Annotated in this window: 24 protein-coding genes and 1 tRNA gene; 7 read left to right on the top strand and 18 right to left on the bottom strand. The window is 56.7% G+C overall.

From position 1 onward, the window contains the following. Window positions 1-47: 47 nt before the first annotated feature. Both ileS and BM320_RS02390 read right to left on the bottom strand, forming a co-directional pair. Window positions 48-2,969 carry an isoleucine--tRNA ligase gene (ileS, locus tag BM320_RS02395; protein WP_090195977.1) on the bottom strand — a complete coding sequence of 974 codons (2,922 nt, stop codon included), beginning with the start codon at window positions 2,967-2,969 and terminating at the stop codon, window positions 48-50. 264 nt (window positions 2,970-3,233) lie between these two features. Continuing rightward, window positions 3,234-4,778: a phosphate ABC transporter substrate-binding/OmpA family protein gene (locus tag BM320_RS02390; RefSeq protein ID WP_165614973.1), complete on the bottom strand. Its 1,545-nt coding sequence runs from the start codon at window positions 4,776-4,778 to the stop codon at window positions 3,234-3,236. Window positions 4,779-5,276: 498 nt separating this feature from the next. On the opposite strand from BM320_RS02390, the gene BM320_RS02385 reads away from it, so the two are divergent. Continuing rightward, window positions 5,277-6,320 (top strand): aspartate-semialdehyde dehydrogenase, encoded by a 1,044-nt coding sequence (locus BM320_RS02385; protein WP_090195973.1) that lies wholly within the window; start codon window positions 5,277-5,279, stop codon window positions 6,318-6,320. On the opposite strand, the gene BM320_RS02380 is transcribed toward BM320_RS02385, so the two are convergent. The 4 genes from BM320_RS02380 to BM320_RS02365 form a co-directional block, all read right to left on the bottom strand. Then, on the bottom strand, window positions 6,317-7,063 hold the full coding sequence (locus BM320_RS02380; RefSeq protein WP_242650935.1) for an extensin-like domain-containing protein: 747 nt from the start codon (window positions 7,061-7,063) through the stop codon (window positions 6,317-6,319). The two genes, BM320_RS02385 and BM320_RS02380, sit on opposite strands and share 4 nt — an antisense overlap. After that, window positions 7,060-7,983, bottom strand: a complete 924-nt coding sequence (locus tag BM320_RS02375; RefSeq protein ID WP_090195971.1) for a prephenate/arogenate dehydrogenase family protein — start codon at window positions 7,981-7,983, stop codon at window positions 7,060-7,062. Before BM320_RS02375 ends, BM320_RS02380 begins: the two co-directional genes overlap by 4 nt. Continuing rightward, a complete protein-coding gene (hisC, locus tag BM320_RS02370) occupies window positions 7,980-9,068 on the bottom strand; it encodes a histidinol-phosphate transaminase (protein ID WP_090195968.1) in 1,089 nt (362 codons plus the stop codon). Before hisC ends, BM320_RS02375 begins: the two co-directional genes overlap by 4 nt. Window positions 9,069-9,176: 108 nt before the next feature. Beyond that, a complete protein-coding gene (locus BM320_RS02365) occupies window positions 9,177-10,595 on the bottom strand; it encodes a homospermidine synthase (protein ID WP_090195965.1) in 1,419 nt (472 codons plus the stop codon). A gap of 140 nt (window positions 10,596-10,735) precedes the next feature. On the opposite strand from BM320_RS02365, the gene BM320_RS02360 reads away from it, so the two are divergent. Both BM320_RS02360 and BM320_RS02355 read left to right on the top strand, forming a co-directional pair. Then, window positions 10,736-11,068 (top strand): ArsR/SmtB family transcription factor, encoded by a 333-nt coding sequence (locus BM320_RS02360; RefSeq protein ID WP_090195962.1) that lies wholly within the window; start codon window positions 10,736-10,738, stop codon window positions 11,066-11,068. Then, entirely contained in the window at window positions 11,065-11,541 is a 477-nt protein-coding gene (locus tag BM320_RS02355; RefSeq protein WP_090195959.1) for an SRPBCC family protein, read from the top strand. The genes BM320_RS02360 and BM320_RS02355 overlap by 4 nt, the downstream gene beginning before the upstream one ends. Window positions 11,542-11,563: 22 nt before the next feature. Here BM320_RS02355 and BM320_RS02350 read toward each other — a convergent pair whose 3' ends face one another. Next, the gene (locus BM320_RS02350; protein ID WP_090200268.1) at window positions 11,564-12,076 is read right to left on the bottom strand and encodes a cell wall hydrolase; all 513 of its coding nucleotides are present in this window, start codon (window positions 12,074-12,076) and stop codon (window positions 11,564-11,566) included. Window positions 12,077-12,199: 123 nt separating this feature from the next. Further along, the gene (gene rpsD, locus BM320_RS02345) at window positions 12,200-12,820 is read right to left on the bottom strand and encodes a 30S ribosomal protein S4 (protein WP_090195957.1); all 621 of its coding nucleotides are present in this window, start codon (window positions 12,818-12,820) and stop codon (window positions 12,200-12,202) included. A 395-nt stretch (window positions 12,821-13,215) separates the two neighbouring features. Here rpsD and BM320_RS02340 point away from each other — a divergent pair, with 395 nt between their 5' ends. The 3 genes from BM320_RS02340 to BM320_RS16450 all read left to right on the top strand — a co-directional run bounded on the left by BM320_RS02340 (window position 13,216) and on the right by BM320_RS16450 (window position 14,529). Further along, window positions 13,216-13,683: a DMT family transporter gene (locus BM320_RS02340; RefSeq protein WP_090200267.1), complete on the top strand. Its 468-nt coding sequence runs from the start codon at window positions 13,216-13,218 to the stop codon at window positions 13,681-13,683. Next, window positions 13,680-14,147 (top strand): DMT family transporter, encoded by a 468-nt coding sequence (locus BM320_RS02335; RefSeq protein WP_090195955.1) that lies wholly within the window; start codon window positions 13,680-13,682, stop codon window positions 14,145-14,147. Before BM320_RS02340 ends, BM320_RS02335 begins: the two co-directional genes overlap by 4 nt. A gap of 217 nt (window positions 14,148-14,364) precedes the next feature. Continuing rightward, entirely contained in the window at window positions 14,365-14,529 is a 165-nt protein-coding gene (locus BM320_RS16450) for a hypothetical protein (RefSeq protein ID WP_207496839.1), read from the top strand. A gap of 42 nt (window positions 14,530-14,571) precedes the next feature. Here the strand turns inward: BM320_RS16450 and BM320_RS02325 are convergent, their stop codons facing one another. The 8 genes from BM320_RS02325 to BM320_RS02290 all read right to left on the bottom strand — a co-directional run bounded on the left by BM320_RS02325 (window position 14,572) and on the right by BM320_RS02290 (window position 23,411). Then, on the bottom strand, window positions 14,572-15,408 hold the full coding sequence (locus BM320_RS02325; protein WP_090195950.1) for an NAD-dependent epimerase/dehydratase family protein: 837 nt from the start codon (window positions 15,406-15,408) through the stop codon (window positions 14,572-14,574). 2 nt (window positions 15,409-15,410) lie between these two features. Continuing rightward, window positions 15,411-16,193: an HpcH/HpaI aldolase family protein gene (locus BM320_RS02320; RefSeq protein ID WP_090195948.1), complete on the bottom strand. Its 783-nt coding sequence runs from the start codon at window positions 16,191-16,193 to the stop codon at window positions 15,411-15,413. Beyond that, entirely contained in the window at window positions 16,190-17,392 is a 1,203-nt protein-coding gene (locus BM320_RS02315) for an NAD(P)/FAD-dependent oxidoreductase (RefSeq protein ID WP_090195946.1), read from the bottom strand. The genes BM320_RS02320 and BM320_RS02315 overlap by 4 nt, the downstream gene beginning before the upstream one ends. Continuing rightward, window positions 17,389-19,074: a hydantoinase B/oxoprolinase family protein gene (locus tag BM320_RS02310; RefSeq protein WP_090195943.1), complete on the bottom strand. Its 1,686-nt coding sequence runs from the start codon at window positions 19,072-19,074 to the stop codon at window positions 17,389-17,391. The genes BM320_RS02315 and BM320_RS02310 overlap by 4 nt, the downstream gene beginning before the upstream one ends. After that, the gene (locus BM320_RS02305; RefSeq protein ID WP_090200265.1) at window positions 19,071-21,146 is read right to left on the bottom strand and encodes a hydantoinase/oxoprolinase family protein; all 2,076 of its coding nucleotides are present in this window, start codon (window positions 21,144-21,146) and stop codon (window positions 19,071-19,073) included. Before BM320_RS02305 ends, BM320_RS02310 begins: the two co-directional genes overlap by 4 nt. An 82-nt stretch (window positions 21,147-21,228) precedes the next feature. Next, window positions 21,229-22,125: a LysR family transcriptional regulator gene (locus tag BM320_RS02300; RefSeq protein WP_090195940.1), complete on the bottom strand. Its 897-nt coding sequence runs from the start codon at window positions 22,123-22,125 to the stop codon at window positions 21,229-21,231. Window positions 22,126-22,143: 18 nt separating this feature from the next. After that, window positions 22,144-22,812, bottom strand: coding sequence for a DUF4166 domain-containing protein (locus tag BM320_RS02295; RefSeq protein WP_207496838.1), 669 nt, complete (start codon window positions 22,810-22,812; stop codon window positions 22,144-22,146). Window positions 22,813-22,850: 38 nt separating this feature from the next. Beyond that, window positions 22,851-23,411: a GbsR/MarR family transcriptional regulator gene (locus tag BM320_RS02290; protein WP_090195938.1), complete on the bottom strand. Its 561-nt coding sequence runs from the start codon at window positions 23,409-23,411 to the stop codon at window positions 22,851-22,853. Window positions 23,412-23,543: 132 nt separating this feature from the next. Here BM320_RS02290 and BM320_RS02285 point away from each other — a divergent pair. Further along, window positions 23,544-23,633 (top strand) — tRNA-Ser (locus BM320_RS02285). Window positions 23,634-23,813: 180 nt separating this feature from the next. Here BM320_RS02285 and gvpU read toward each other — a convergent pair. Both gvpU and BM320_RS02275 read right to left on the bottom strand, forming a co-directional pair. Beyond that, window positions 23,814-24,272: a gas vesicle accessory protein GvpU gene (gene gvpU, locus BM320_RS02280; RefSeq protein WP_131802249.1), complete on the bottom strand. Its 459-nt coding sequence runs from the start codon at window positions 24,270-24,272 to the stop codon at window positions 23,814-23,816. Between the two features lie 273 nt (window positions 24,273-24,545). Next, window positions 24,546-25,205 (bottom strand): recombinase family protein, encoded by a 660-nt coding sequence (locus BM320_RS02275; protein WP_090195933.1) that lies wholly within the window; start codon window positions 25,203-25,205, stop codon window positions 24,546-24,548. Window positions 25,206-25,330 lie beyond the last annotated feature (125 nt).

The raw sequence follows: 25,330 nt of genomic DNA, 5'->3' as shown, positions 1-25,330 counted from the left end.
CTATATTAAATATTTAAAAACCCGGCACATTGGCCGGGTTTTTCTGTTTAACTCAGCGCGTCGTTGCAGCGCCCGCAGACACCTGCGTGGCTGTGGCTACCTACATCGGGCAGGATTTTCCAGCACCGCTGGCATTTTTCGCCTGTCGCGCGGGCAAAGACAACGGCCACATCCGCGACATCGTCCAAGCTGAACGCGCTCTCTGGTACCGCATCCGTGCTGACATGGATGCCCGATGTGATGCACAGATCGTCAAAGCTGACGGTTTCCAGCACTTTGGCCACTTCCGGCGTGACATAAACCGTTGGCGCGGCCTCAAGTGAGGCACCGATCACCTTGTTGGTGCGTTCGACTTCGAGCGCGCCAGTCACCGCGCGCCGCACCTGCCGCACGACCGCCCATTTGGCTGCCAGCGCATCGTCGCGCCATGCCACTGGTGTCTCGGCAAAATCTTCGAGATGGATAGAGCTTTCTTCGCCTGCGAACCGCTCGAGCCAGACTTCTTCCATTGTGAAGGTCAGCATCGGTGCCAGCCATTTGGTCAACCGGTGGAACAAGATATCCAGCACGGTGCGCGATGCGCGGCGGCGCGCGGTGTCGCCGTCGCAATAAAGCGCATCCTTGCGGACATCGAAGTAAAACGCCGACAATTCAAGCGTGGCAAAGGTAAATACCGCTTGGAACACGCCTTGGAAATCGAACTTTGCGTAGCCTGCGCGCACCTGTTCGTCCAACTCTGCCATACGGTGCAGAATCCAACGTTCCAGTTCGGGCATATCGGCGGGGTCGACGCGGTCGGCCTCAGAAAAATCAGCCAAAGACCCCAGCATAAACCGCAGCGTATTGCGCAAACGGCGATAGCTATCGGCAACCCCTTTGAGGATTTCATCCCCGATCCGGTGATCGTGTTTATAGTCAGTTGTCGCCACCCAAAGCCGCAGAATATCCGCGCCATATTGTTTGACCACCTGTTCCGGCACGATTGTGTTGCCCAAGGATTTGGACATTTTTTCGCCCTTGGCGTCCAAGGTAAACGCATGGGTCACAACCGCGCGGTAAGGCGCGTGCCCGATTGTCCCACAGGCCTGCAGCATCGACGAATGGAACCACCCGCGGTGTTGGTCGGTGCCTTCAAGGTAGACATCGGCGGTACCATCATCTGACCCATCCGCGCGATCACGCAGAACAAAGGCATGGGTTGACCCGGAATCGAACCAAACGTCCAAAATATCAAAGACTTGGGTATAGGCGTCATGATCCACGTCATCGCCCAGGAACCGCGCCTTGGCCCCTTCGGCATACCATGCATCCGCGCCGTCAGCCTCAAACGCAGCCAAAATGCGGGCATTCACGGCCTCATTGCGCAGCAAGAAATCAGGGTCCGTTGGCAGCGCGCCATTCTTGGTAAAGCATGTCAGCGGCACGCCCCAAGCCCGTTGACGCGACAGCACCCAGTCTGGGCGCGCCTCGATCATGGAATAAAGGCGGTTGCGCCCTGTTTGCGGGGTCCAAGTGACCAGTTCATCGATTGAGCGCAGCGCACGTTCGCGGATCGTCGTGCCGTATTGGTCCTTGCCATCCCCCACAGCGCGGTCCACAGCGGCAAACCATTGCGGCGTGTTGCGATAGATCACAGGGGCCTTGGACCGCCATGAATGCGGATAGCTGTGCTTGATCACGCCGCGCGCAAACAGCCCGCCGACCTCGGCCAGTTTGGACATGATGACGGTATTCGCGTCGCCTTCCCACGGGTTGTTCTTGTTCTTTTTGTTGGGCTTGTCACGCAGGATTTTCGCCCCGCCAAAGAACGGCAGATCAGCACGCAGCGATCCGTCTTCCATCACGTTATAGGTGATGACCTGTTCCAACATGCCCAGATCACGGTAAAGCTCGAATTCATCCATGCCGTGTGATGGGGCGCAATGGACAAAGCCGGTTCCTTCGTCTTCGGTCACAAACGGAGCCGCGCGGAAATCGCGGGGTTCGTCCCATTCGCCATTGCTGCCTTCGGCGCCATGCAGCGGGTGTGACAACGTGGTGCCAGACATATCGCCTACATCGCTTAGCCGTGTAAATTCAGTAATCCGCGCTTTGGCAAAGACCGCCTCGGCCTGCTTGTCCGCAAGGATATAGCGTTCGCCTTTGCACACCCAATTATCTTCGGGCGCATCCGCAACTTCGTAGACGCCATAAGAAATGGTATCCGAATAGACGACAGCCTTGTTCGACGGGATTGTCCAAGGGGTCGTTGTCCAAATCACAACGCTTGCCCCCTTCAGGGCCGCATTGTCCGTTTCGCGCACGGGAAACTTCACCCAGATCGCAAAGCTTTCCTTGTCGGCATATTCGACTTCGGCCTCGGCCAGCGCGGTTTGCTCGACCGGTGACCACATCACGGGTTTGGACCCTTGATACAGCGTGCCGTTCATCAGGAACTTCTGGAATTCCTCCGCGATCACGCGCTCGGCGTGGAAATTCATCGTCAGATACGGCTCGTCCCAGTTGCCTTGCACGCCCAGACGTTTGAATTCCTCGCGCTGCACATCAACCCATCCTTGGGCAAACTTGCGGCATTCCTGACGGAAATCGACGACATCAACATCGTCCTTGTTTTGACCCTTGTTGCGGTACTGCTCTTCGATCTTCCATTCGATCGGCAGACCGTGGCAGTCCCAGCCGGGAATATAGCGCGCATCGCGGCCCATCATCTGGTGCGACCGCACGACCATGTCTTTCAGGATCTTGTTCAGCGCGTGACCAATGTGCAAATGCCCGTTTGCATAGGGCGGACCATCGTGCAGGGTGAAGGGTTTGCGGCCTGCGGCCTTGGCGCGCAGTTTGTCGTAAACACCGATCTGCGCCCAACGGGCCAGCCAATCGGGTTCGCGTTGCGGCAATCCGGCGCGCATCGGGAAATCGGTGCGGGGCAGGTTTAACGTGTCTTTATAGTCTGTGGTCTCGGCGCACATCAGAGGCGTCCTTTGCATATCAGGAATACATATAGGTAAGGAGCGGTGCGCATCGGCAGACACCATTGTCCCGGCTGGCTCGCGTCAATCAAACCGCCGGGCAGGTAATGCGTATGATCATCATGCTCAACTTCATAGCGCCGCTTATAGGCGCGGTCGCATGGGGGGTAAAGGGCGCACTGAGGTTGGAAAGCCAACGCGCGCATGAAAAAAGGCGCTGACATCTTGCCAGCGCCTTCTTCGTTTATTTGTGGGTGGAATTAATTAGCGCGATACTGTGCGGCTGTTTGGCAAACGCAGCCAAACTTCGACCCGGCGGTTACGTTCGCGTCCTACTTCGCTGTCATTGCAAGATAGCGGCAGCAGTTCACCATAACTGATCGGCAGCAAACGTGCGTTATCCGCTGCTGACAGCGATTGCGCCAGAATGCTCCGAACGGCTTCAGCACGGTTTTGCGCCAAGCGTGTATTGCGCACGCGATCACCGACTGAATCGGCAAAACCAACCAACAGCACTTCAAAGCCATCGAATTCTCCGGCTTTCATACGCACGGCTAGTTCTTGCACGTTGCGAATTGATTCAACGTCCAAGTTACTTGACCCCGTGTTAAATCGGAATGAAACGCTCAGCCGGTCAGCGCCGCGCAATTGCCGCATCATGTCTGAATACTGCGCACCATCAAAATCAGGCTCAACCGCTGCGGTATGCACAAGCATCATCCCCATGTCTTCAAGACGCATCCGCTCTAGATCACGGTCAACGAAGTTACTTTCTTTGATAAACGCTTGCGCTGGGGTCGTTAATGTCCAATCCAAAAATGCCTGCGCTTCGGGGTGAATATCACCTGGACGGGAGTAAGCATAAAGCCGACGCGACAACGCATAACCTTCTATTTTCATGCGAAAATCTGTTGGCGGAGAAAGCAATCCGCAGTCTTCTCGGATTGCCAACAGATTAACGTCATTGGTGCGCGCAAGCCAGCGACCGACAAACCCAATGCCGCCTTTATCGCCCATGACAGCGTTTACCATATCTTGATATGCGCTCCAGCGTGTAACCGCGACCGTTTCATCGCGGCCGTTCGGGCGCACTAAAGCGTCCATCATCACTGCGCGGTCACCAGAACCTTCGCCGAATGAGTTCACGGAAATTGGCACGTCGCCGCCACCAAGCTCAAGCCAGTTGGTGATCTCGCCGGACCATATTTTCGCGATTTCAAGTGACGTAAGATTGCGCACTGGATTGTCTGGGTGTGTGATCATCACGATGCCATCTACGCCCAAGACCGTCTCTTCAGCCGAGTCCCGCAGATCAGGAATACCGGCCGCCGCAATCTTGGCCACATCACTATCTTTCATACGCCGATCAGCAACGCCGATATCAGCATACCCGTCAGCAAGTGCCGGGAATGCACTGCCTGAACCGCGCGTTTGCAGATCAATTTCAGCGCGAAGGCTGCCATCCGCATTGATCAAACGGACGATCCGCTCGGCGGGGTCTTCAGTTGCTGCAATTTCATATGTTGCGCCAACAGATTCTGCGTAGCCACGCAACAGATTAGGGATCAATGTTGTCCCGACGGTCCGCGATCCGTAAATGCCAAACTGCGGTTCAACCGCAACCACGGCATCAGGAATGACAGGACATATCGCACCCGTGCAGATTACGTTATCGCCACTAATTTGGATACGGCCCATGTCTTCGGTTTCAAGCACATAGATATTGTTTTCAAACCCTACCAGTTGGCCCGCTACCGATGTGCTACCGTCTTTAGCTTCTAATACGACCGGCGCTGACTGCTGCGCCATCGCTGACCCCAGACCTAGCAAGAGCACGCCAGCTGAACACACGATTGATGCCGAAAACCCGGTAAAGGGACTTGTTAAATTACTCATATCTATACCACTTGTTGTTTCTAAGCCTTACATCACAAAAATGCGATGTGTGCCTCGTGCCGCCCGCATGCCCAATAGTCTCTCCTTCCTTTGCGTAAACCTGCACTATTGGACAGCCACAGCACCTTGATGAAATTCAATATGCGCACGAATGGGTACTTCCTTTGGGTGAGCTCAGGTTCGGCTGTGCTTTTTTGAAAATACTTGCCAGATCGCGATCAGGCTGCTACCCACCGCGCCATGTTTAACCTGATGACCAAAACCATGACCAAGATGACCACCGCGTATGCGGGGGATTGTTTGGCATGGGTGCATCACAGCTAACCTGAAGCCTCACAAAAACCCCGCCGGATCGGACGGGGTTTTGTTTCGCCAGCCCCGTCTTCCCAAAGCAAAAAGGAAGACCCTATCATGAACGCCCATACCCCCCCCGCCGCCGCACCTGTTGTTGCCATTGTCGGTGCGACCGGCGCTGTTGGCGCTGCGTTGATCCACAGTCTCACACAGCGCAATTTTCCGGTGGCGCAATTGCGGCTGCTCGCCTCTGCGCGCTCGGCGGGGCGCAGCATGGCCTTTCGCGGCCAGCCCGTCGCAATCGAAGAATTGACCGAAGACAGCTTTGCAGGGGTCGATATCGCGTTTTTCTCTGCAGGGGCCACAATTTCGCGCAGGTTTGCCCCGATCGCCGTTGCCGCTGGCGCGCAGGTGATCGACAATTCATCGGCGTTCCGGATGCAAGACGACGTGCCGCTGATCGTCCCCGAGGCCAACGGCGCAGCGCTGGACGCGGCTCCGCGTATCATCGCCAACCCCAATTGCATCGCGGCCATTCTGACAACTGCGCTTGCGCCGCTGCACCAGCGCTGGTCAATCACCCGCCTGTCTATGTCCACCTATCAGGCGGCATCCGGTGGCGGTGCCGAAATGATGGAAGAGCTGCGCGCAAGCACCCGAGCGCATCTTGATGGCGAAGAATTTGAACCCAAGGTCCTGCCGCATTCTTATGCGTTCAACGTGTTCAGCCATAATTCCGATATTGACCCCGACACAGGCTATAACGGCGAAGAGCTCAAAGTCATTGCCGAAACACGCCGCATTCTGGCGCAACCGCAACTGCCGATCAGCGTGACCTGCATCCGCGTGCCTATCTTGCGCGCGCACGGCATTTCGTTGTCGATCCGCTTTGATGAACACGTCAATACCGACAGCATCCGCCACGCGCTGCGCGGCGCGCCCGGCGTCCGGTTGGTGGATGACCGCACGGCGAACCATTTCCCGATGCCATCCGAAGCATCAGGCGAACAGGATGTCTTGGTCGGGCGCATCCGCGACGATCTGGGCGATCCGTCAGGGCGCAGTGTCACCATGTTTATTGTTGGCGATCAATTGCTCAAGGGTGCTGCGCAAAACGCAGTACAAATCGCCGAATACCTGCGCGCACGCGCCGCGGCCTAGCGGCAATAGGATCCGCTGCGATAGCGCGCGGTGTCAAAGTGGAAATGATCCGCGTGAAACCGGTTTGCTTCGGGGCCAAGTACGGTCCCGAAGGGGCCGCAGGCCGCGCGCCACATCTGCCGCAACTGCGCGCCATCCTCGGATGTGCCCCAGCCCGACAGCACCGTGATTTCAGAGCCGTCCTGCAGGCCGATGCCCGCAATATCAATTGCGCGCCCATGCGCATGTTCCGACAGGCGGCCATTGGATGCGTTATTGCGGTTGCGGCACGCGTAATGCGATACAACGCGCAGGCTGGCAATGCCGCCGCCCTCGGTGCCGACAGCAGGGATCGCGCCGCGGTTCACCCAATTCTTGAGCGCAGTCGCCGTGCGGCAATCCATTGTCGCGGCGGGGCGCAGCGCCACACCTGCCACAGATCGCACGCGCACCGCATCGGACACGCCGCAGGCACCAGGGCCTTCGACCTCGCCCAATGTGCCGCCCTGAATCGCGATATCGCCGCAAACCTGCCCGCGCAGCCGCGCCAAATGGCGTTCATGCGCGGCCGCTTCAACGCTTTGCGGGCGCGCTGCGGGGCGCAATGATACCAGCACAGCATGGGGGCTTGGTGGCGGGCGCGTGACCGGACGGATTGTCGGCGCATCTGTGGACACAACCACCGGCGGGGCCACGCGCGGAAACCCTTGCGCCGCTGCCATGCCGCCCCAAAGGGCCAGCAAAATTGCCGCCAAACGGATCACTTTGGCTTGGCCGGACCGCGCCCGAAGTTGGGCGCATCGGTATCCTGCCCCGCTTCGACAATCGACCGCCGGATCGCGCGGGTATGGGTGAAATAATCAAACAGATGATCCCCGTCACCCTGACGGATGGCGCGTTGCAGCGCGAATAGCTCTTCGGTGAAACGGCCCAAAATTTCGAGCGTGGCATCCTTGTTGTTCAAGAACACATCGCGCCACATCGTCGGATCCGACGCGGCAATGCGGGTAAAATCCCGAAAACCCGCTGCCGAATATTTGATCACTTCGCTGTCGGTCACACGGCTCAGGTCATCGGCGACGCCGACCATCGTGTAAGCGATCAAGTGCGGCGTGTGGCTGGTAACCGCAAGCACAAGATCATGATGATCTGGGTCCATTTCATCGACATTGCTGCCCATCCCGCGCCACAGATCCGATACACGGCCAACGGCGGCGCGGTCCGACCCTTCGGCCGGAACGATTATGCAGAACCGGTTGTCAAAAAGCTCGGCAAAGCCGGAACGCGGACCTGAATGTTCGGTGCCGGCCAGCGGGTGCGCGGGAACAAAATGCACGCCCTGCGGAATATGTGGTGCTACGGCGTCGATCACGGTGCGTTTGACAGACCCCACGTCGCTGACGGTCGCACCCGGTTTAAGCGCGGGGCCGATTTCTGCGGCCACAGCGCCCATCGCGCCCACGGGCACGCAAAGCACAACCAGATCGGCGTCTTTCACGGCATCGACTGCGCTGTCATAGACATGATCACAAAGGTTAATCTCGCGGGCAATCGCGCGGGTTTCGGCAGACCGCGCATAGCCCACGATTTCGCCCGCCAGACCCGCGCGGCGCATGGCATGGCACATGGACGATGCAATCAACCCCAAGCCGATCAGGGCAACACGGTTGTAAATCTGGGTCACGCTTTGGCCCCTTTGAACTGGGCAATTGTGTGGACAACGCGGCGGCACGCGCTTTCGTCGCCCACGGTAATCCGCAGACAATGCGGCAGCTTATAGCCTGCGACCTGACGCACAATAATTCCAACATCGCGCAAAGCCTGATCGCAAGCTTGGGCTTCGGCAGTATCCGCAAACCGCGCGAGCACAAAATTGGCGGTCGATGTGTCGGATGGTACACCAAGTTCAGCCAGCGCGGTTGCCATCCATTCACGCAGACGCGCGTTTTCAAGACGGCATTTTTCGGTGTAATCGGTGTCGCGGACGGCCGCTTCGGCGGTGGCAAGTGCGGCCGATGACATGTTGAACGGTCCGCGAATGCGGTTCATCACGTCGATGATCGCGCGCGGCCCGTAGCCCCAGCCGATGCGCAAGCCGCCCAGTCCGTAAATCTTGGAAAATGTGCGGGTCATCATGACATTGTCGCGTTCTTCGATCAGGGCCAGCCCTGCATCATAACCTTCGACATATTCGGCATAGGCCCCGTCAAGCACCAAGATCGCCTGTGGCGGTATACCTTCGGCAAGCCGCGCAATTTCGCTTTGGCCGATCATCGTGCCGGTCGGGTTGTTGGGGTTGGCGATAAAGACAAGTTTGGTGCGCGGCGTACAGGCCGCAAGAATCGCGTCAACGTCGGTTGTGCGCTCGCGCTCGGGGACTTCGACAGGGGTGCCACCCGCCGCAAGCGTGGCGATCCGGTAGATCGCAAACCCGTGTTCGGTGTGAATCACCTCATCGCCGACGCCGACATAGCACTGGCACATAAAATGCAGGATCTCGTCCGATCCGACACCGCAAATCACGCGGTCGGGATCGACGTTCCAGACCTCGCCAATTGCCGCGCGCAGGCTGGTATGATCGGCGGACGGGTAGCGGTGCAGCTGGTGTACGGCCCGCGAGAATGCTTCTTTTGCAGCGTCGCTTGGCCCTGCGGGGTTTTCGTTGGACGACAGTTTCAGCACATTGCTGACGCCCGCAAGTGACGACACGCCACCCTCGTAAAGCGCAATATCCATGATACCCGGTTGTGGTTGAATATCGTCAGCCATTTTGCCCACCCTTGTTCGTTCGCCCGTTTCTAGCGCCCAGATTGCGGACTGACCAGACGCAAGAGGCGGCGTGATAAAAGGTCGGCAAAAAAGTCGCAACCCTGCCGTTCAGGTCGCAAGCACATTGCGAAACTGCCACGGATCGCTGTCGTCTATGTCCTCGGGGAAATGTTCCCAGCGGTCCTGAAGCGGGGTCCAGTCGGTATAATGCGCCTCGACCGGCCCCAGATAGGGGCGTTGCACGGCCAGACAACGCACATGGTCGATTTCGTCGGTTTCGACGATGCCGGCCTCTGGGTTTTCCAGCGCCCAAACCATGCCCGCCAGAACCGCCGATGTGACCTGCATGCCTGTCGCGTTCTGGTAGGGGGCCAATGTCTTGGTCTCGGCGTTGGACAGGCGCGACCCGAACCAGAGCGCATTCTTTTCGTGGCCATAAAGAAGCACACCCAATTCGTCGATGCCCGTGACAATTTCGTCGACATCCAGAATTTCATGCGCGGCTTGCTGGCGCCCTGCCCCGAACATTTCATGCAGCGACAAAACCGCATCATCGCAAGGATGATAGGCGTAATGGCAGGTCGGGCGGTAATCTGGCGTGGCAGGGTCCCCGACCGTGAAATAGTCGGAAATGCTGATCGCTTCGTTATGGGTAACAAGGTAGCCAAATTGCGGTCCCGGTGTCGGGCACCATGTATGCACGCGGGTGATCGCGCCGGGCCGTTCGAACCAGATACCCGCCTGACAGCCGGTGTCGTATTGGTGGGCCGTCTCGGGCATCCATTTTTCATGGGTGCCCCAGCCAAGCTCGGCGGGTTGGAAACCCTCGGCGATAAAGCCTTCGACGGACCAAGTGTTGACAAAAACATCGCGCGGGCGCGGTGTGGCGCGTGCTTGGGTGTCGCGCTCTGCGATATGCACGCCCTTGACGCCAAGCGATTGCATCAATGTCCCCCAACCCGCACGGTCCGAAGGCATCGGATCATCGCGCCCCAGATCGGTGACCAGCGTCATCAAAGCCTCTTTGACGAACCAGCTGACCATGCCCGGATTTGCGCCGCAGCAGCTCACGGCGGTTGGCCCACCAGGATTGGCCGCTTTTTCATCGCGCACGGTCTGGCGTAGCGCATAGTTGGTGCGCGCGGCGTTGTCTTCGGTTTCAAAATAAAAACCTGCCCAAGGTTCAACCACCGTGTCGATATAAAGCACACCCAACGCGCGGCAGCATTTCATCAGGTCAAGCGACGACGTATCAACCGACAGGTTCACACAAAACCCGCGCCCTTCGGGGAACAGGTCTTTTAGCACGGCGCGATAGTTTTCGGGGGTCAATGCCAGCTGGTGATGGGTAATCCCCTGGCTTTCCAGAAATGCGGCACTGGCGGGGTTCGGGTCGATCACGCTTAGCTTGGCCGGATCATAATCGAAATGCCGCTGGATAAGCGGCAATGTCCCCTTACCAATGGACCCGAAACCGATCATCACGATGTGGCCGTCGATCCGGCCATATTGCGGGTAGTCTGTCATCGGGCTGGGTCCTTTCTTGCCGCCGTGGTTCGAGGCCACGGTGATACCTTCGGGCGCCCAAAAAGAAAATGGGAGGCGCGGAAAAATTCACCCATTAATTAACCTATTGCTTAATTAACTGATCGCGATAATATCGTCGCATGACAGATCAAGCCCATCTTGATGCGGCCTTTGCCGCGCTTGCCAATCCGACGCGTCGCGCAATTCTGGCACGGCTGTCGCAAGGTGAAGCCACGGTAAACGAACTGGCAGCCCCCTTTGCAATGAGCCTGCCTGCTGTTTCAAAGCATATTCGGGTCTTGGAAAACGCCGGATTTATCGCGCGCGGGCGCAATGCACAGTTTCGTCCCTGCGCCATCGACGCAGCCCCGATCGCCGCGATTGCGACATGGGCCGACCAGTACCGGCATATCTGGGGCGACCGGTTTGATAAAATGACCCAACTATTGGCAAATAACGAGGATACAAAATGACCGACACTTCAAATTGGGTGGTGATCGCGCGCAGCTTTGCCGCAGATATTCATACCGTATGGGACATGTGGGCCGATCCGGCCAAATTTGCGCAATGGTACGGGCCAAAAGGCATGACTATCCCCGTCGCCGAAATGGATGTCACTGTTGGCGGCACCCGCAAGATCTGCATGGAAATGAAGATGCCCGAACGCACAATGACCATGTGGTTCACCGGTGCCTATACGCAAATCGAAGCCCCCAATAGGCTGGTCTATACCGAAAGCATGTGTGACGCGGACGGGAACATTATGTCTCCTGCAAGCATGGGCATGCCCGCAGGCACCCCCGACGTCACCGAAGTGATTGTCGAACTGCAAGAGATCGACGGAAAAACCCACATGACCATGACCCAGAAAGGCGTCCCCGCCGGATCACCGGGTGAAGGCGGCTGGAATCAGGCCTTTGACAAATTGGCGGCGCTGTTCGCCTAGCATTTCGGCGCGCCGTGCGGTGCTAACCCGTGACACCATTGGTCTGGGGCAGCGGGCTTGGCGCGGTCACATCTTCGGGGCGCCTTCTTTCATAGAACGCGTTCCCGCCGGCGGTCAGCACATAATGCATATTGTTGTAATTGGCTTCATACCAAGCGGCGTGGAAATACTTTGCGACGCCAATATCAGGGTGGCGTTCACCCGACAAAACCGAAGCCGCCAAAGACAGTGCCAAGGTCCGCGCCTGCCCGCGCATGGATTTCGACATCACGCCCGGCGCAAACTGGTTCGGCTGGCCGACCACCGCGCAGACATCATCGGGAAATGCATCGGATTCCACGCGGTTCATCACGACGCTGCCGACCGCGATCATCCCGTCACGGCTGGACCGGTTCGATTCAAAATACATGGCCCGCGCCATGCAATTGATTTCAGCCGAAGTGCCATCCTGCTGCGACTGACGTGCGCAGCCGGCAAAGCTGAAAATTGCCAGACATGCCGCGATCATCACCAGCCGAGACTTATGTTTTTGCATGGGGCGCTCCTTTTTCGGGGTTTCATAGCGGTCCGGTTTCTTGATCTCAAGCCGCGGTGCATGCGCAAACGCAAAAGGCCGCACCATCTGGTGCGGCCTTTGTAAGGTATTGGGCAAGAACAATTAGTTCTTGGCGTAAAATTCGACGACGAGGCTTGGTTCCATTGTCACCGGATAAGGCACATCGCTCAGGCCGGGTGTACGCACGAATGTCGCAACCATTTTAGAGTGGTCGACTTCCATATAATCAGGAACGTCACGCTCTGGCAGTTGTGCAGCAACCAAAACCAGTTCCAATTGCTTGGACTTCTGGCGCACTTCGATCACATCGCCTTCTTTGACGCGGTATGAAGGAATGTTCACGCGCTGACCGTTCACGGTGACGTGGCCGTGGTTTACGAACTGACGGGCCGCAAAAATTGTCGGCACGAATTTCGCGCGGTAAACAACAGCGTCCAAGCGGCGCTCGAGCAGACCGATGAGGTTTTCACCTGTATCGCCTTTGACACGCTCGGCTTCGCCGTAGATGCGGCGGAACTGTTTCTCGGTCAGGTCGCCGTAGTAACCTTTCAGCTTTTGCTTGGCGCGCAGCTGTGTACCGAAGTCGGACAGTTTGCCCTTGCGGCGCTGACCGTGCTGGCCGGGGCCATATTCACGACGGTTTACTGGGGATTTTGGACGGCCCCAGATGTTTTCGCCCATCCGGCGGTCAATTTTGTATTTGGCAGCGGTACGTTTAGTCATACGCTGATCTCCTTCTTTATATTGCGAAGGGCGTTGTCCTTTTTTCCGGATTTTGCCGGAACGACAGGGTTCCTCTTACGAGGTCCACCAACACCAATGAAAGCGCGCTTATAATGACGGCCCCGCCGCTGTCAACGGCAAATCCAATTGTGTCCAAATCTGGCGCATCAGAGTCTTAGGAATGCACAATTTACGTCTAATTCTCAACATATCCATGGGCTAAAAACCGCTCATGATCACCGATGTAGGTCGGTGGCCATGCGTAACGAGTAGCCTAGTTTCTTAATATTGTGCCTTATTTTACGAGTCGCGCGCGCATGTGACGGAAGTCGAAGACCTCACATGCGTGCATATCTTTGCTTGTCACGAACGCTGAAACCCGCAATGCATGCGGCATGACAGATCGCTCCACACCTCCGAATTTACCCCATCTTCTTGCTGCCTTTGGCACGGGTGCACTGTTGACGCTCATGGTGCTTTGTAACGGCACATTAGCTGCGCACGGCTCGTTGCTGTTCGCGTCGTGGGTGCCCCATCTTACTGGGAGTGCGGTTGCGCTGGCACTGCTTTTTCTCTTGCGGCCCAAACGCACGCAACAAAAACGCCCGCCGATCTGGGCGTATTTGGGCGGGGTATCGGGGGGTGTCACTGTTATGCTGACTTCGGCCACGATGAACACGGCATTGGCGCTTTCAGGGACCATTGCGCTTGGCTTGGCGGGGCAAGTCATATTCAGCCTATTTGCCGATATCCGCGGCCTGTTCGGGCTACCGCGCCAGATGCCCGCCCTACGTGAATATATATCATTGGCACTGATCCTTGCGGGTAGCCTGATCCTGATTTTCTTTGGGGGTAGCGCATGATTATTTATGCACTGCTTGCGCTATGCGCCGGGCTACTGGTCGGGCTGAGCCGTCAAATCAATGGGCGGTTGGCCTTGTCGACCTCGGCAATGGAGTCATCATTCTGGAACCATCTTGTTGGGTTTCTCTTTATCAGCCTTATCGCGCTGCTTGCCGGCGGGCTATTCGCCAGCAACCCCGGACAATCGCCATGGTGGGCCTATTTGGGCGGGCCGATTGGCGTCATATTTATTGCCGCAGGCAGTTGGTTGATTCCACGGATTGGAGCCGCGCGCACGGCGATCATGATTATCGCGGGGCAAATGACTTCGGGTGTCGTGCTTGATATTTTGCGGGGCGCGTCGGGCGACACAGCTGCGCGTGTCATCGGTGTTTTGCTTATTCTGGCAGGGGTCTGGATCGCGCAAAGCAAGCCAAAACAAGGCGTTTCACGCACAAAAAAGACGACGAATCTAGATCCGTAATTTCCCGCAATAAGTGTATTTCAGGCGATAAATCGCCGACGAAAAATCGCTCATAGACTCTGCTCGAATTATCCACGAAATAGCCGGTGTTCGAAACCAATAATAGGAAAAACCTAAAATGAACAACGTGTTGAAGATCTCTGTCGCAGTCGCATTTGCAACGTTTGCAACAGGCGCATATGCCGAGTGCACAGAAGAATCCATTCAAGCAAAGACAATGGAAATTTCAACCGGATTGCAATCTCTGGCTGCGACAAATCCAGAGTTGATGATGGAAATTACAACTGAACTGCAAGAATCTATGACAGCTGCGGCAGAAGCTGAAGATATCGAAGCCGTCTGCACATCGCTTGACGAAATCTCTGCGAAAATGGCGGGCTAATCAGCCCCAAGTGCCCCGGTTTCAACCGGGGCACACCAAATCCTAGATTTTCTTGCGATCATCCACGACGCCCAGCCCCGCGACCCCAGAATTGCCCAATTCGACCGTCGCAAATGGCCCGCCAATACACAGGTTGGCAAGGTCCTTGTTATCAAGCGGCGGTGTTTTGGCCAGAATTTCCTTGGCAAAGACTTCAGCGTTGTCTTTGGGTCGATATCCCAGATGCGCAGCCTTTGAATTGTCGACAACAACGCGGTCATTGTTGGAAATACCATAAACCTTGGTAAAGCCGACAACCGGCGTATCGATGGACCGTTCCACCAGATGGATCAGGTCACCATAAGACAGCCATGTGCCCAGCGCGCGCGCGTTATTGGCCTGCGCACAAGAGAAAATGCGCATACACACCGATTCCACACCGCGTTTATCCCAATATAGGCTGGCAAGATCTTCGCAAAAACATTTCGCCAAACCGTAATAGGTGTCCGGCTTGTGCGGCGCGTCCAGCCCTATCACGTCGGTTTTCAGATGCATTCCGACCGCATGGACAGAGCTGGCGTAGACCACGCGGCGCACACCTTGGCGGTAGGCGGCCTCCCAGACGTTATAGGCGCCGATGATATTGGAATGCAGGATCGCGTCCCATTCGGCCTCGTCACCGATGGCGCCAAAATGCACGACCATATCCGCCCCCGCGAGGATCGCTTCAAGCGCGGAAAGATCGCCAAGATCGGCCTGCACATAGGTTTCACCGGGCAATGTTTTGCCAATATCCGCGACCATATCGGTTGATACCAATTCATCGCACATCTTTGTCAGCGGTTCGCGCAAATATGATCCCAGTCGGCCCGCGGCCCCGGTCAAAACGAGTTTCTTCATGTCTATTCCTTATTGGTCGCCTGACGCACCTGCGCCAGCAAACTATCGGTTGCCTTGACCAGCATGCCCACATCGGTGCCGCAAGCCACAAAGGTAAATCCGTCATTCAGCAAATCGGCCGCCATGCCCGGATCGGTGACCAACGTGCCCACAGGCACGCCCATATCCATCAACTTGCGCGCGGCAGGCATGATCCGGTCCCAGACATCGCGGTGCAGCGGTTGCCCCAAAAGCCCCATATCCGCGGAAATATCCGCAGGCCCGAAGAACACACCGTCAACGCCTTCGACACCGCCGATTTCGGCGGCTTTGTCCAATGCGGCGCAGGTTTCGATTTGCAGCAGGACGCATGTCTGCTTTTCGACATTCTGGTAATAGTCGGTGACGCGGCCAAAACGGTTGCCACGTGCCGCACCGGCAACCCCGCGCACGCCATGCGGCGGATAGCGTGTGGCGCGGATTGCGGCGCGGGCCTCTTCGGCGTTTTCGATCATCGGGAACAGGATGCCTTGCGGCCCCATATCCAACAACCGTTTCACCATAACCGGATCGTTCCAAGGGGTGCGCACAATCGCCGTTGATGCCGTATAGGGCGCAATCGCCTGCAACTGGCCTAGCACGGACTGCATGTCACCAGGCGTATGTTCAAGATCAACCACCAGCCAGTCGAACCCCGCCCCTGCGACCACTTCGGCAGCATAGGGGCTGGCAAGGCTGATCCAGCAACCGATCTGGTTTTCATGCGCTTTTAGCGCAGCAAGGAATTTGTTGGTTTGCATTTTCATATGACGGCCTTTTCTTCAAAACGCGCCCCGCGCGCGATGCGGTCAAAATGAAACGGGGTCAGGTCAAGACTACTATATGCGCCCGCTGTAATCCACTCTGCAACGCCGCGCCCCATCGCCGGACTTTGCTGGAACCCGTGCCCCGAAAACCCGTTCACAAAGATAAAGTTCGCGATTTCAGGATGCGGCCCAACAATCGCGTTTTGATCAAAGGTGTTATAGGCGTAATGCCCCGCCCATGAATTGCGCAGCTTGATCGCTTCAAACTGGGGAATACGCGTGGCAAGGATAGGCCAGACCTTATCTTCCCACAGGCTGTGATCTTGGACAAAATCGTCATAATCGACCGCGGGGTCATCATCGGGCGGGCAACCGGCAAGATAATAGGTTCCGTCAGAACGCATATGCACACCTGACGGATCAATCGTCAGCGGCAGATCACGGTCAAGCGGCTTTTCGGCCTCGAAGATAAATGTATAGCGCTTGCGCGGCTCAACGGGGATATCAATGCCGGCCATCTTGGCAGTGCGCGCGGCACGCGGGCCGCTGGCGTTCACGACCGTGCCACAGGCGATTTCATCGCCCGATTTCAATGTGACAGAGGCAATCCGCCCGCCAGCATCCTTGGTCATCGCGACGACTTCGTTGGTGACATATTCGACGCCGCGTTCGCGTGCAGACCGTTTCCACCAGTCAAACAGGGTATTTCCGTCGAAATAGCCTTCGTCGATCAGGTTGTGATTGCCTGCAATGATGTCATCAAGATTGTAGAACGGATAGGCGGCAGCGATTTCTTCGCGGGTCATATGTTTGGTGCCCGCGCCACATGCGGCCTGTAGTTTCTGGCTTTCGCGCAGGGTGGCTGCAAATTCGGCATTATCCGCCAGATACATATAGCCGTAGCTTTGGATCGGGATATTCGGCACCCGCGGGTCATCGCCCATGTAAGCGCGGAAGTTTTTCACAAAATCAGCGGCAAATTGCGAGATACGCACGTTGATCTCGCGGCTGAACTGCTGGCGCATGCATGAATTGGTGTGCGAAGTCGATGTGAATTCGTAGGTCGGGTCGCGCTCGACCACCAGAATGGACCCGTCAAACCCCGGATTATCCGTCAGAAACCACGCGCACGATGAGCCAAGCATCGCACCGCCAACGATAACCACGTCATAGCTGTTTTTCTTGGGTGTTTGCGTCATGTCGATGCCCCTTTGGCAACAGAATCAAGAATTTCCGCCACGGTTTGCGCAGGCAACCCGTAATCATCTATCGCAGATTGCGCCGAAATATAGCCGCGCACCAGATCACGTTTCACAAGTTCGGGGTCACGTTTGGCTGCATCGCCGTAACCGGCACCGCCTGGCAAGCCAAGGATCACCCGCGCGCCATCAGGCACAAATTGTTTACCCTTGCCACGCATCGCGGTGCCATCATCGCGCGCAATTGTGGTGGGCGCGCCCGCGTGGCCACCCTGTCGCCCGCGCGCGGGGTGATCGACACGGTCAAACATCGCTGAGAAGTCAAATTCGTGGCCTTTGGTTGCGCCGACTTCCATATATTGACCCAAGCCCCCGCGAAACTGCCCAGCGCCGCCGCTATCAGGGCGCAGTTCCTTGCGCCAGATAATCACGGGGCCGGTGTGCTCGGTGGCCTCGATCGGCATGGTCATCACGCCCGAAGGAAAGGCCGTCGCATTCAACCCATCCACCGTTGGGCGCGCGCCTGCGCCGCCGGAATTAAACGCCAGCACTTCGGCCCGTTTGCCAAGCTGGCCCGCTGCGGGGCGCAGGCTGACCTGAAAATTGCACAGGCAACCAGCCCCTTCGGCGGGGACTGTGGCGGGCAGGATTTTGTCCAGCGCGTCATAAACCGTATCGGGGATCATATGCCCGATGATATGGCGCAACGCCACGGGGGCGGGATGCACAGCGTTCACGATACTATTGACGGGGGCCGTGACCTCGAACGGGGCCAATGACGCGGCATTATTGGGGATTTCAGGCGCCACAGCACATTTAAGCGCATAGCAGGCATAGGCCTTTGTATAGACCAGCGGCACGTTGATGCCTTTTTTGTCCAAGCCCGATGTGCCTGCGAAATCGCAGATCATCCGGTCCTTTTCGATGGTCAGTTTCACGCGCAAATCAATCGGCGTGTCAAACCCGTCAATGGTCATACCGCCATCGGCGCTCGCCTGCGGGAGAGCCGCAATTTTTTCCAATGTCGCGCGGCGTGAATTGTCCAGAATGAAGCTGCCGATACCGTCCAGATCGCCCAACGCAAATTCATCCATCATTTCCGCAAGCCGGCGTTGCCCGATTTCATTACAGGTGGCCAAAGCGAACAGATCGCCAATCAACTGATCGGGTTCGCGCACATTGCCGCGCAGCATATGGATCAGGGTCTGATCCACCGCACCCCGGTCCGCGAATTTCATGATCGGGATATAGATGCCTTCTTCATAGACGCTGGCCGCATCCGCTCCAAAGCCGCGCCCACCGATATCGACAACATGGGCCGTGCATGCAAAGAACCCGACGTGATTGCCATTGTGAAATGACGGTGTGACCACAGTAATATCATGCAGATGGCCGGTGCCTTCCCATGGATCGTTGGTCAGATAGACATCGCCTTCATGGATATTGTCGCGCCCGATTCTGCGGATGAAATGGGCCACCGCATCGGCCATCGCGTTAACATGTCCCGGCGTGCCCGTCACAGCTTGGGCCAGCATCAATCCGGCGGCGTTATAGACACCCGCCGACAGATCACCCGCCTCGCGCACCGATGTTGAAAATGCCGTGCGCACCAGCGCTTGTGCCTGTTCTTCGACGATGGAAATCAAACGGTTCCACATGACTTGGTTAGCGACGTTGCTCATGCGGTTTGCTCCTCGATGTCGATGGTGCCGTCAGGGCGCGCTGTTGCCTTGCGGCTGGACGGGACAACAATTGTGGTTTCGTCTTCGGTAATCAGCGCAGGCCCCGCAATGATGGCCCCTGCCACAAGATCGGCGCGCGCAATCACGGACGCAGAAACGCGTTTTCCCAAGGCAGGATCGAACAGATCGCGCGTTGCGTTCACTTGCGCGGGTGTTTCATGTGCGGTTTCAACCAATGGCATCGCTTTGGTCGCATCGGTCGTCGCATTCACCGCCCAGACGGTGATTTCGATATCCATGCCCGCAACCGTGCGTCCGAAAAGCGCCGCGTAATCCGCCTCGAACAAGGCTTGGAACGTGGTCGCATCGGGCGCTAATGCCTGCGCGCGGGTCAGGTTGACCGGAATTTCCCAGCCCTGACCGGTGTAGCGCATATAGACCTTATATTCCGCGCGGATCGGGGCCTTTGCATCGCAGGTCCGCACGAAACCTGTGGCTTCGGTTTCCATGTCCGACAGCAGTGTTTTTACGGTTTCAGGCGCAAAGTCCGACAGTTTCATATAGACGCTGCGTGTCGCCTCAAAGCTGAACGGCGCGCGCAGGAACCCGATTGCCGACCCCACGCCTGCGCCCGTTGGCACCAATAGCCGTTTCACACCCAGCTTTTCGCACAGCCGCCCCGCATGCAATGGGGCCGCCCCGCCAAAGGCGATCATCGTGTATTCGGCAAGGTCTTCGCCATTTTCAACAGCATGCACCCGCGCGGCATTGGCCATGTTTTCGTCAACGACTTCGGCCAAGCCGTAGGCGGCTGTTTGCGCGTCCATATCCAGCGGCGCGCCCAGTTCTTGCAGCGCCTTGGCCGATGCATCCGCGTGCAACTGAATAGACCCGCCTGCAAAATTGTCAGGGTCAAGCTTGCCCAATGTCAGATCGGCATCGGTGACCGCAGGGCGCAATCCGCCGCGCCCGTAGCAAGCCGGTCCGGGTTCTGATCCGGCGCTTTCGGGACCCACGCGGATCTGGCGCATCGCGTCCACATGGGCCAGACTGCCACCCCCTGCCCCGATTTCAACCATGTCGATCACGGGGATCGAAATCGGCATGCCGGACCCTTTTTTGAAACGGTAGGTGCGCGCGACTTCGAACACGCGGGCGGTTTTGGGGGTTTGGTCCTTGATCAGGCAGATCTTGGCGGTGGTGCCACCCATATCAAATGACAACACTTTATTCAGTTTATACCGCGCCGCAATGTTCGCAGCGAACACAGCGCCGCCTGCGGGGCCTGATTCAACCAGACGCACGGGGAACTCTGCCGCGCTTTCCAGACTGATAATGCCGCCACCCGAATGCATCAGAAAAATCGGGCACCCTGCCCCTTCATCCGCGAGCCGCCCCTTGAGCCGACCAAGATAGGATTTCATCAGCGGCTTGATATAAGCGTTGGCCACGGTCGTATTGAACCGTTCATATTCACGCATCTGCGGGGACACTTCGGCAGAGATCGACACCATCACATCGGGCAGTTTTTGTGCCAACACATCGCGGATCATCCGTTCATGGGCATCGTTCAGATATGCGTGGATCAGCCCCACGGCGATGCTTTCGAACCCCATCGGTGCGATCTGATCGGCCAGGGCTTCGACGTCCGCACGGTCAAGCGGGATCAGCACGTTGCCCTTGGCATCCATGCGTTCGGACAGGGTGAACCGGTGCTGGCGCGGCAATAGCGGTTCAGGCAATTGCAGGTTCAGATCGTATTGTTCAAAGCGGCTTTCGGTGCGCATTTCGATCACATCGCGAAAACCTTGGGTGGTGATCAACGCAGTCTTGGCGCCGCGCCGTTCAATCAGCGCATTGGTGGCCAATGTGGTGCCGTGGATGATCTGTGCAATTGCATCCGGTGTGATCCCTGCCTTGGCACAAACCTGATGCATCCCGTCGATAATCGCGTTTTCGGGGGCGGCATAGGTTGTCAGCACCTTGGTTGAAAACTGGCTTGCGCCAATTTCAAGCACGACATCGGTAAACGTGCCGCCGATATCAACACCCAGTCGCGTATTCATATGCATAGCTGCTGTTCCCATCTGCTGAATAATGGAATGCTAGCGGCGCGATTGGATCAATTCAAATTGTTTAATTATATTTATAGGATCACTTTTCTTTATCATGCGACTGCGCCACACGGGCGGCAATTTGCGCACAACGGCTGACCACCTGCGGTGCTTTTTCGGCATCGTAGCGCGCATAGAAATCCAGCGGTGCGGGCACCCAGTCATAGCGTAGAGCGCGCAATCCGCCCTTTGCGATTTCATCAGCGACCATCGCCGCAGGTAAGGTCGCAATGCCCATACCATCCAGGCACATATGCATACATGCCGCCAGATTGCTTGACGGTACCAGATGCACGTCCAGCCAGCGACGCTGCGCAAAATGCGCCGCGACTTCGTCAAACAGGCGGGTGTTGCGCGCATGGGTCAAGATCGGATGGCCCGCCAATTGATCAATGGGCACCATCCCGTCCAGACCCAGTTGCGGTGCAGCAACCCAGATCAATTCATAAGATCCCAGTCCGGTTTCGCCGCTGATCAGCCGTTGAAACGGGCCGTTTTGCAGCGCCAGATCCAGCCTGCGCTCTGCAAGACCCGCCTCGAGCTGCACCGAAAGATCGACCGTCAATTCAACCGTCAGGCTTGGGCAGCTTTCTTTGATTGCACGCAGATAATCGCGCAGCCACGTGTGCACGATCATTTCTGTCACACCCAGCCGCAACGTGCCCGACACAAGCTGCTTTTGATCAGCCGCCAGCACCAGCGCGTCAGTCGCATCAAGCACACGGCGCGCATGGCCCAACAATTCGCGGCCCTTATGCGTCAGTTGCACCGACCCCGCATCGCGGGTCATCAGCTGGGTATTGAGTGCGCTTTCAAGCCGCGCAATCCGCGCCGAAATATTCGGCTGCGTGGTATTCAAACGGGCGGCCGCGCGCCGGAAACTTTGCATATCGGCGACCCAGACAAAGGCTTCGAGTTGTTTGAGGTTAAGGCGCATACCTATCCGATCAATAATTTAGCTAGCGTCGCGAAACACCGCATCCTGGCACAGCATCCTGCCTAATATGGGATGGGTCACGGTCAGAGAAAAGCGAAAACACCCGTCACCCAGATCATGGTGACCAACACGTACATTTCCAGGCCCAAGCGCGCGCGGCAGGCGCAGCCGGCGCCCCATGATCTGGACAAAGAAATGATCGCTCTCGAAATAAAGTGCATCATCCGTTGCCACAACCTGCAGCGCCATGCCGATCCCGTACCCGATATATTCCTCTAGGCCTGTCGGACCGGCAAAGCGTTTTGAACTATGCACCACCTGCGGAAATCCGCGCGCCCGCCCGTATTGGCGGATCCAGAACTGCCCCTCGCTGGTCCGATCTTCGGTGACCACAACAACCGCAGGCTGGTGCAGGCATTTGCGGTCAAAGGGGAATGGCGCCCCGACAAGCCGCGCCGCTTGCGCCATAACCCAACCCGCCGGATTCATCTGCATTGCAGTCACAACACCTTGATATGCAACACTTTGCCCTGCATCCAGACGTTTGCCGAACCGCGCACGGATCGCCGCAGGCAACCGCGCCCATGCGCTTGGGCCGATAAGTTTACGAAACCGCATATCGGTAGGCTGCGCGCGGGCAGGCACCGGAATTTGCTCTGGCTCAGCGCGGGGGTGGCGACGTAACATCGTTTTTCCTTCCATATCCGCGGATCATTTGGGGCGCGCTATTTCTTGTTCGCCCCAGCGAATTTCAGCAATCTGATCACTTTGTCACCCAGCCCGAGCAGCCGCTTAAGCTGGGAGGTGGGAACATCGCGCATTTGATCGTACCAATGGGTCGTTTCGTCCAGAAAACGCTGCATTTCGGTCAGGCGTTGCATGGCGACCGGATCAACGGATGCATCCCCCTGCGCAAGGGCGACGCATTCTGCAATTGCCAGTTTGGCCGGATCAATCTCGCGTTCACGCCGGCCTTGCGCGATGCGCAGCGCCATTTCCCACAGATCAACCTCGGCGGCAAAATGTTCGCGGCGATCACCTGCGATCGGCACCCGCCGGATCAACCGCCACGCCACCAGCTCCTTGAGCGAATTGGAAACGTTTGAACGCGCGATGCCCAACGCATGGGCAATTTGTTCGGCATGCATCGGTTCAGGCGCGAGGTACAAAAGCGCATGCACCTGTGCCACCGAACGGTTAACGCCCCATTGGCTCCCCATATCGCCCCAATACAAGATAAACCGGTCAATGCCTTGCGGGCGCGTAATATCAGTAATTTCTGTCATAACAGAAATATACGAAATATGATTGCAACATGCAAGTCCTGCGATAACCGTCACGCATTCGCGCAAAAAACACCGGCTGCGCTGTCAATTTCTGCTTGTGAACCAATCTTTTTTGCTGATAGACCCGCCAGCGGAGACGTGGCCGAGTGGACGAAGGCGCTCCCCTGCTAAGGGAGTAGGCGGGAAACCGTCTCGAGGGTTCGAATCCCTTCGTCTCCGCCAGAGACCTAAAAGTGTTTGTTAACAGGCACTTAGAGGGGCTTACTGACCAAGACTGACCACCATCACTGACCAATCATTTTCTAGGACGCAGGTGAAGTAGCCTTAGAGCCTTCGATAATTGGCAAAACCGCAAATCAGGCAAGCTGCTCTATAAACAGCTTACCCGCTCACTCGGTCACCTTAGCCCTGTGAGATGTTCCCAATAAAGAAACCATCCACAGATGAAAGCTTGCCACGCCAAAGGACACCATCGTTGCTCGGAATTGGCGATTGCCCCGGTGCATGTATTTTTGCGTTAGCTAAGTGAATATATCCTATTGGATTTGGCACCCAATCTTCGGGTGCATCGTCTGGCTTCTCATATACCGCAGCATAGCCCTTCCAATGGCCACCAAGTAGTTTTGATATCTCGCCCTCTTGAATATCCATATTCTCAGCTAACGCTTCAAAATACTTCTTACCGTTAATCAACATTCCCGAAACGACGACACCGCCGACATTAAGGGTCACACCAATGTCTAACCCTTTGTTAACGAAGTCACCAATGATATGCTCCAAGAACCAATCCTGAGAGTTCTCTAACTTCACTTCTTGCGCCATGGCTTTTGTGTCGAGCGTAGAAGATGTTTCATTTGTCATTTTAAGCCTCATTTCATAATGTAAAATTAGCTTCACACTTCGCGGAAAGAACACGACCAACGCCATCACATCAAAGGTGATAGTGAACACTGCAAAACCACTTAGGGTTGATATGGGGTTTGGGGCGGGCAGTCAAATGCCTGATGCACCTTCAAGCAATGGAGACAATGCTGGCCCAAAGTTGCTTGGCAATGCACAAGAAAAAACTGATACACCGCACCGCTTATGTTTCGCCAAAATATAAGGCAGCATTGCTGACCTATTTGAAAAACACTATGCAGCAAGCCTCTCAATTGTCCGCTTGACCTGTGATGCCTGCCATTCGCCACCTCTCGCAGTTTTCACACCAGCTTTATTCAACTCCGCAGCAATCTCTCGCAGGCTCTTTCCGGCTTCCCTTAACGGCTCAATGATGCCCTGCACCTTCTCTGCCCGTGCCTTGGCGTTCGCCTGCACCGCTGCATTGCGCTTCATGGTCTTGTCACGGGCACCGCCCAGCTTCACCCCACGGGCCTTCGCCTCTTTCAACGCGGCCTTGGTTCTAATCGAGATAAATTCTCTCTCTTGCTCAGCAAGGGCTGCATAGATGTGCAATTGGAACTTGTCGGCATGGGGCATTGAGGCCACCCGAAGGTTAACCTTACGGTCATCCATAAGGGTCGCGATAAAGGACACCTTGCGGGATAGCCTGTCTAGCTTGGCAACAAGCAACTCAGCGCCATGCGAACGGGCCATGTTGAGGGCCTTGGTCAACTCTGGTCGCTGGTCATCTGTCGCAGTGGCAATCTCCAAGAACTCACCGATGATCTCGTATGGCTGTTCGCTGTATCCATCCAGATAAAGCCGAATGTCTCTGTCTTGGGCCTCCAAGCCTAAGCCTGACTTGCCCTGCTCAGTTGTCGATACACGACGATAGATCACATACTGTTTCATGGTCACCCCTTTCGATTGCGGGTGAGATAGCCATGCCTGTTGCAAATGTCAACGTTCGTTGTGAGTGTTACGAAAACTTTTACAGTTCCCCATCGCTGGAAAAGATTGGATGATGACCAACGGTG

The sequence above is a fragment of the Yoonia tamlensis genome (assembly GCF_900115105.1).
Lineage (GTDB): Bacteria > Pseudomonadota > Alphaproteobacteria > Rhodobacterales > Rhodobacteraceae > Yoonia > Yoonia tamlensis.
Note: the sequence above shows the minus strand (reverse complement) of the source record. Positions and strands in the feature narration are given on the sequence as shown.

Coding starts and splice junctions, on each gene's coding strand:
- ileS (WP_090195977.1), bottom strand. CDS start 2,969: ATGTGCGCCGAGACCACAGACTATAAAGACACGTTAAACCTGCCCCGC.
- BM320_RS02390 (WP_165614973.1), bottom strand. CDS start 4,778: ATGGCGCAGCAGTCAGCGCCGGTCGTATTAGAAGCTAAAGACGGTAGC.
- BM320_RS02385 (WP_090195973.1), top strand. CDS start 5,277: ATGAACGCCCATACCCCCCCCGCCGCCGCACCTGTTGTTGCCATTGTC.
- hisC (WP_090195968.1), bottom strand. CDS start 9,068: ATGGCTGACGATATTCAACCACAACCGGGTATCATGGATATTGCGCTT.
- BM320_RS02365 (WP_090195965.1), bottom strand. CDS start 10,595: ATGACAGACTACCCGCAATATGGCCGGATCGACGGCCACATCGTGATG.
- BM320_RS02360 (WP_090195962.1), top strand. CDS start 10,736: ATGACAGATCAAGCCCATCTTGATGCGGCCTTTGCCGCGCTTGCCAAT.
- BM320_RS02355 (WP_090195959.1), top strand. CDS start 11,065: ATGACCGACACTTCAAATTGGGTGGTGATCGCGCGCAGCTTTGCCGCA.
- BM320_RS02350 (WP_090200268.1), bottom strand. CDS start 12,076: ATGCAAAAACATAAGTCTCGGCTGGTGATGATCGCGGCATGTCTGGCA.
- rpsD (WP_090195957.1), bottom strand. CDS start 12,820: ATGACTAAACGTACCGCTGCCAAATACAAAATTGACCGCCGGATGGGC.
- BM320_RS02340 (WP_090200267.1), top strand. CDS start 13,216: ATGACAGATCGCTCCACACCTCCGAATTTACCCCATCTTCTTGCTGCC.
- BM320_RS02335 (WP_090195955.1), top strand. CDS start 13,680: ATGATTATTTATGCACTGCTTGCGCTATGCGCCGGGCTACTGGTCGGG.
- BM320_RS16450 (WP_207496839.1), top strand. CDS start 14,365: ATGGAAATTTCAACCGGATTGCAATCTCTGGCTGCGACAAATCCAGAG.
- BM320_RS02325 (WP_090195950.1), bottom strand. CDS start 15,408: ATGAAGAAACTCGTTTTGACCGGGGCCGCGGGCCGACTGGGATCATAT.
- BM320_RS02320 (WP_090195948.1), bottom strand. CDS start 16,193: ATGAAAATGCAAACCAACAAATTCCTTGCTGCGCTAAAAGCGCATGAA.
- BM320_RS02315 (WP_090195946.1), bottom strand. CDS start 17,392: ATGACGCAAACACCCAAGAAAAACAGCTATGACGTGGTTATCGTTGGC.
- BM320_RS02310 (WP_090195943.1), bottom strand. CDS start 19,074: ATGAGCAACGTCGCTAACCAAGTCATGTGGAACCGTTTGATTTCCATC.
- BM320_RS02305 (WP_090200265.1), bottom strand. CDS start 21,146: ATGCATATGAATACGCGACTGGGTGTTGATATCGGCGGCACGTTTACC.
- BM320_RS02300 (WP_090195940.1), bottom strand. CDS start 22,125: ATGCGCCTTAACCTCAAACAACTCGAAGCCTTTGTCTGGGTCGCCGAT.
- BM320_RS02295 (WP_207496838.1), bottom strand. CDS start 22,812: ATGTTACGTCGCCACCCCCGCGCTGAGCCAGAGCAAATTCCGGTGCCT.
- BM320_RS02290 (WP_090195938.1), bottom strand. CDS start 23,411: ATGACAGAAATTACTGATATTACGCGCCCGCAAGGCATTGACCGGTTT.
- gvpU (WP_131802249.1), bottom strand. CDS start 24,272: ATGACAAATGAAACATCTTCTACGCTCGACACAAAAGCCATGGCGCAA.
- BM320_RS02275 (WP_090195933.1), bottom strand. CDS start 25,205: ATGAAACAGTATGTGATCTATCGTCGTGTATCGACAACTGAGCAGGGC.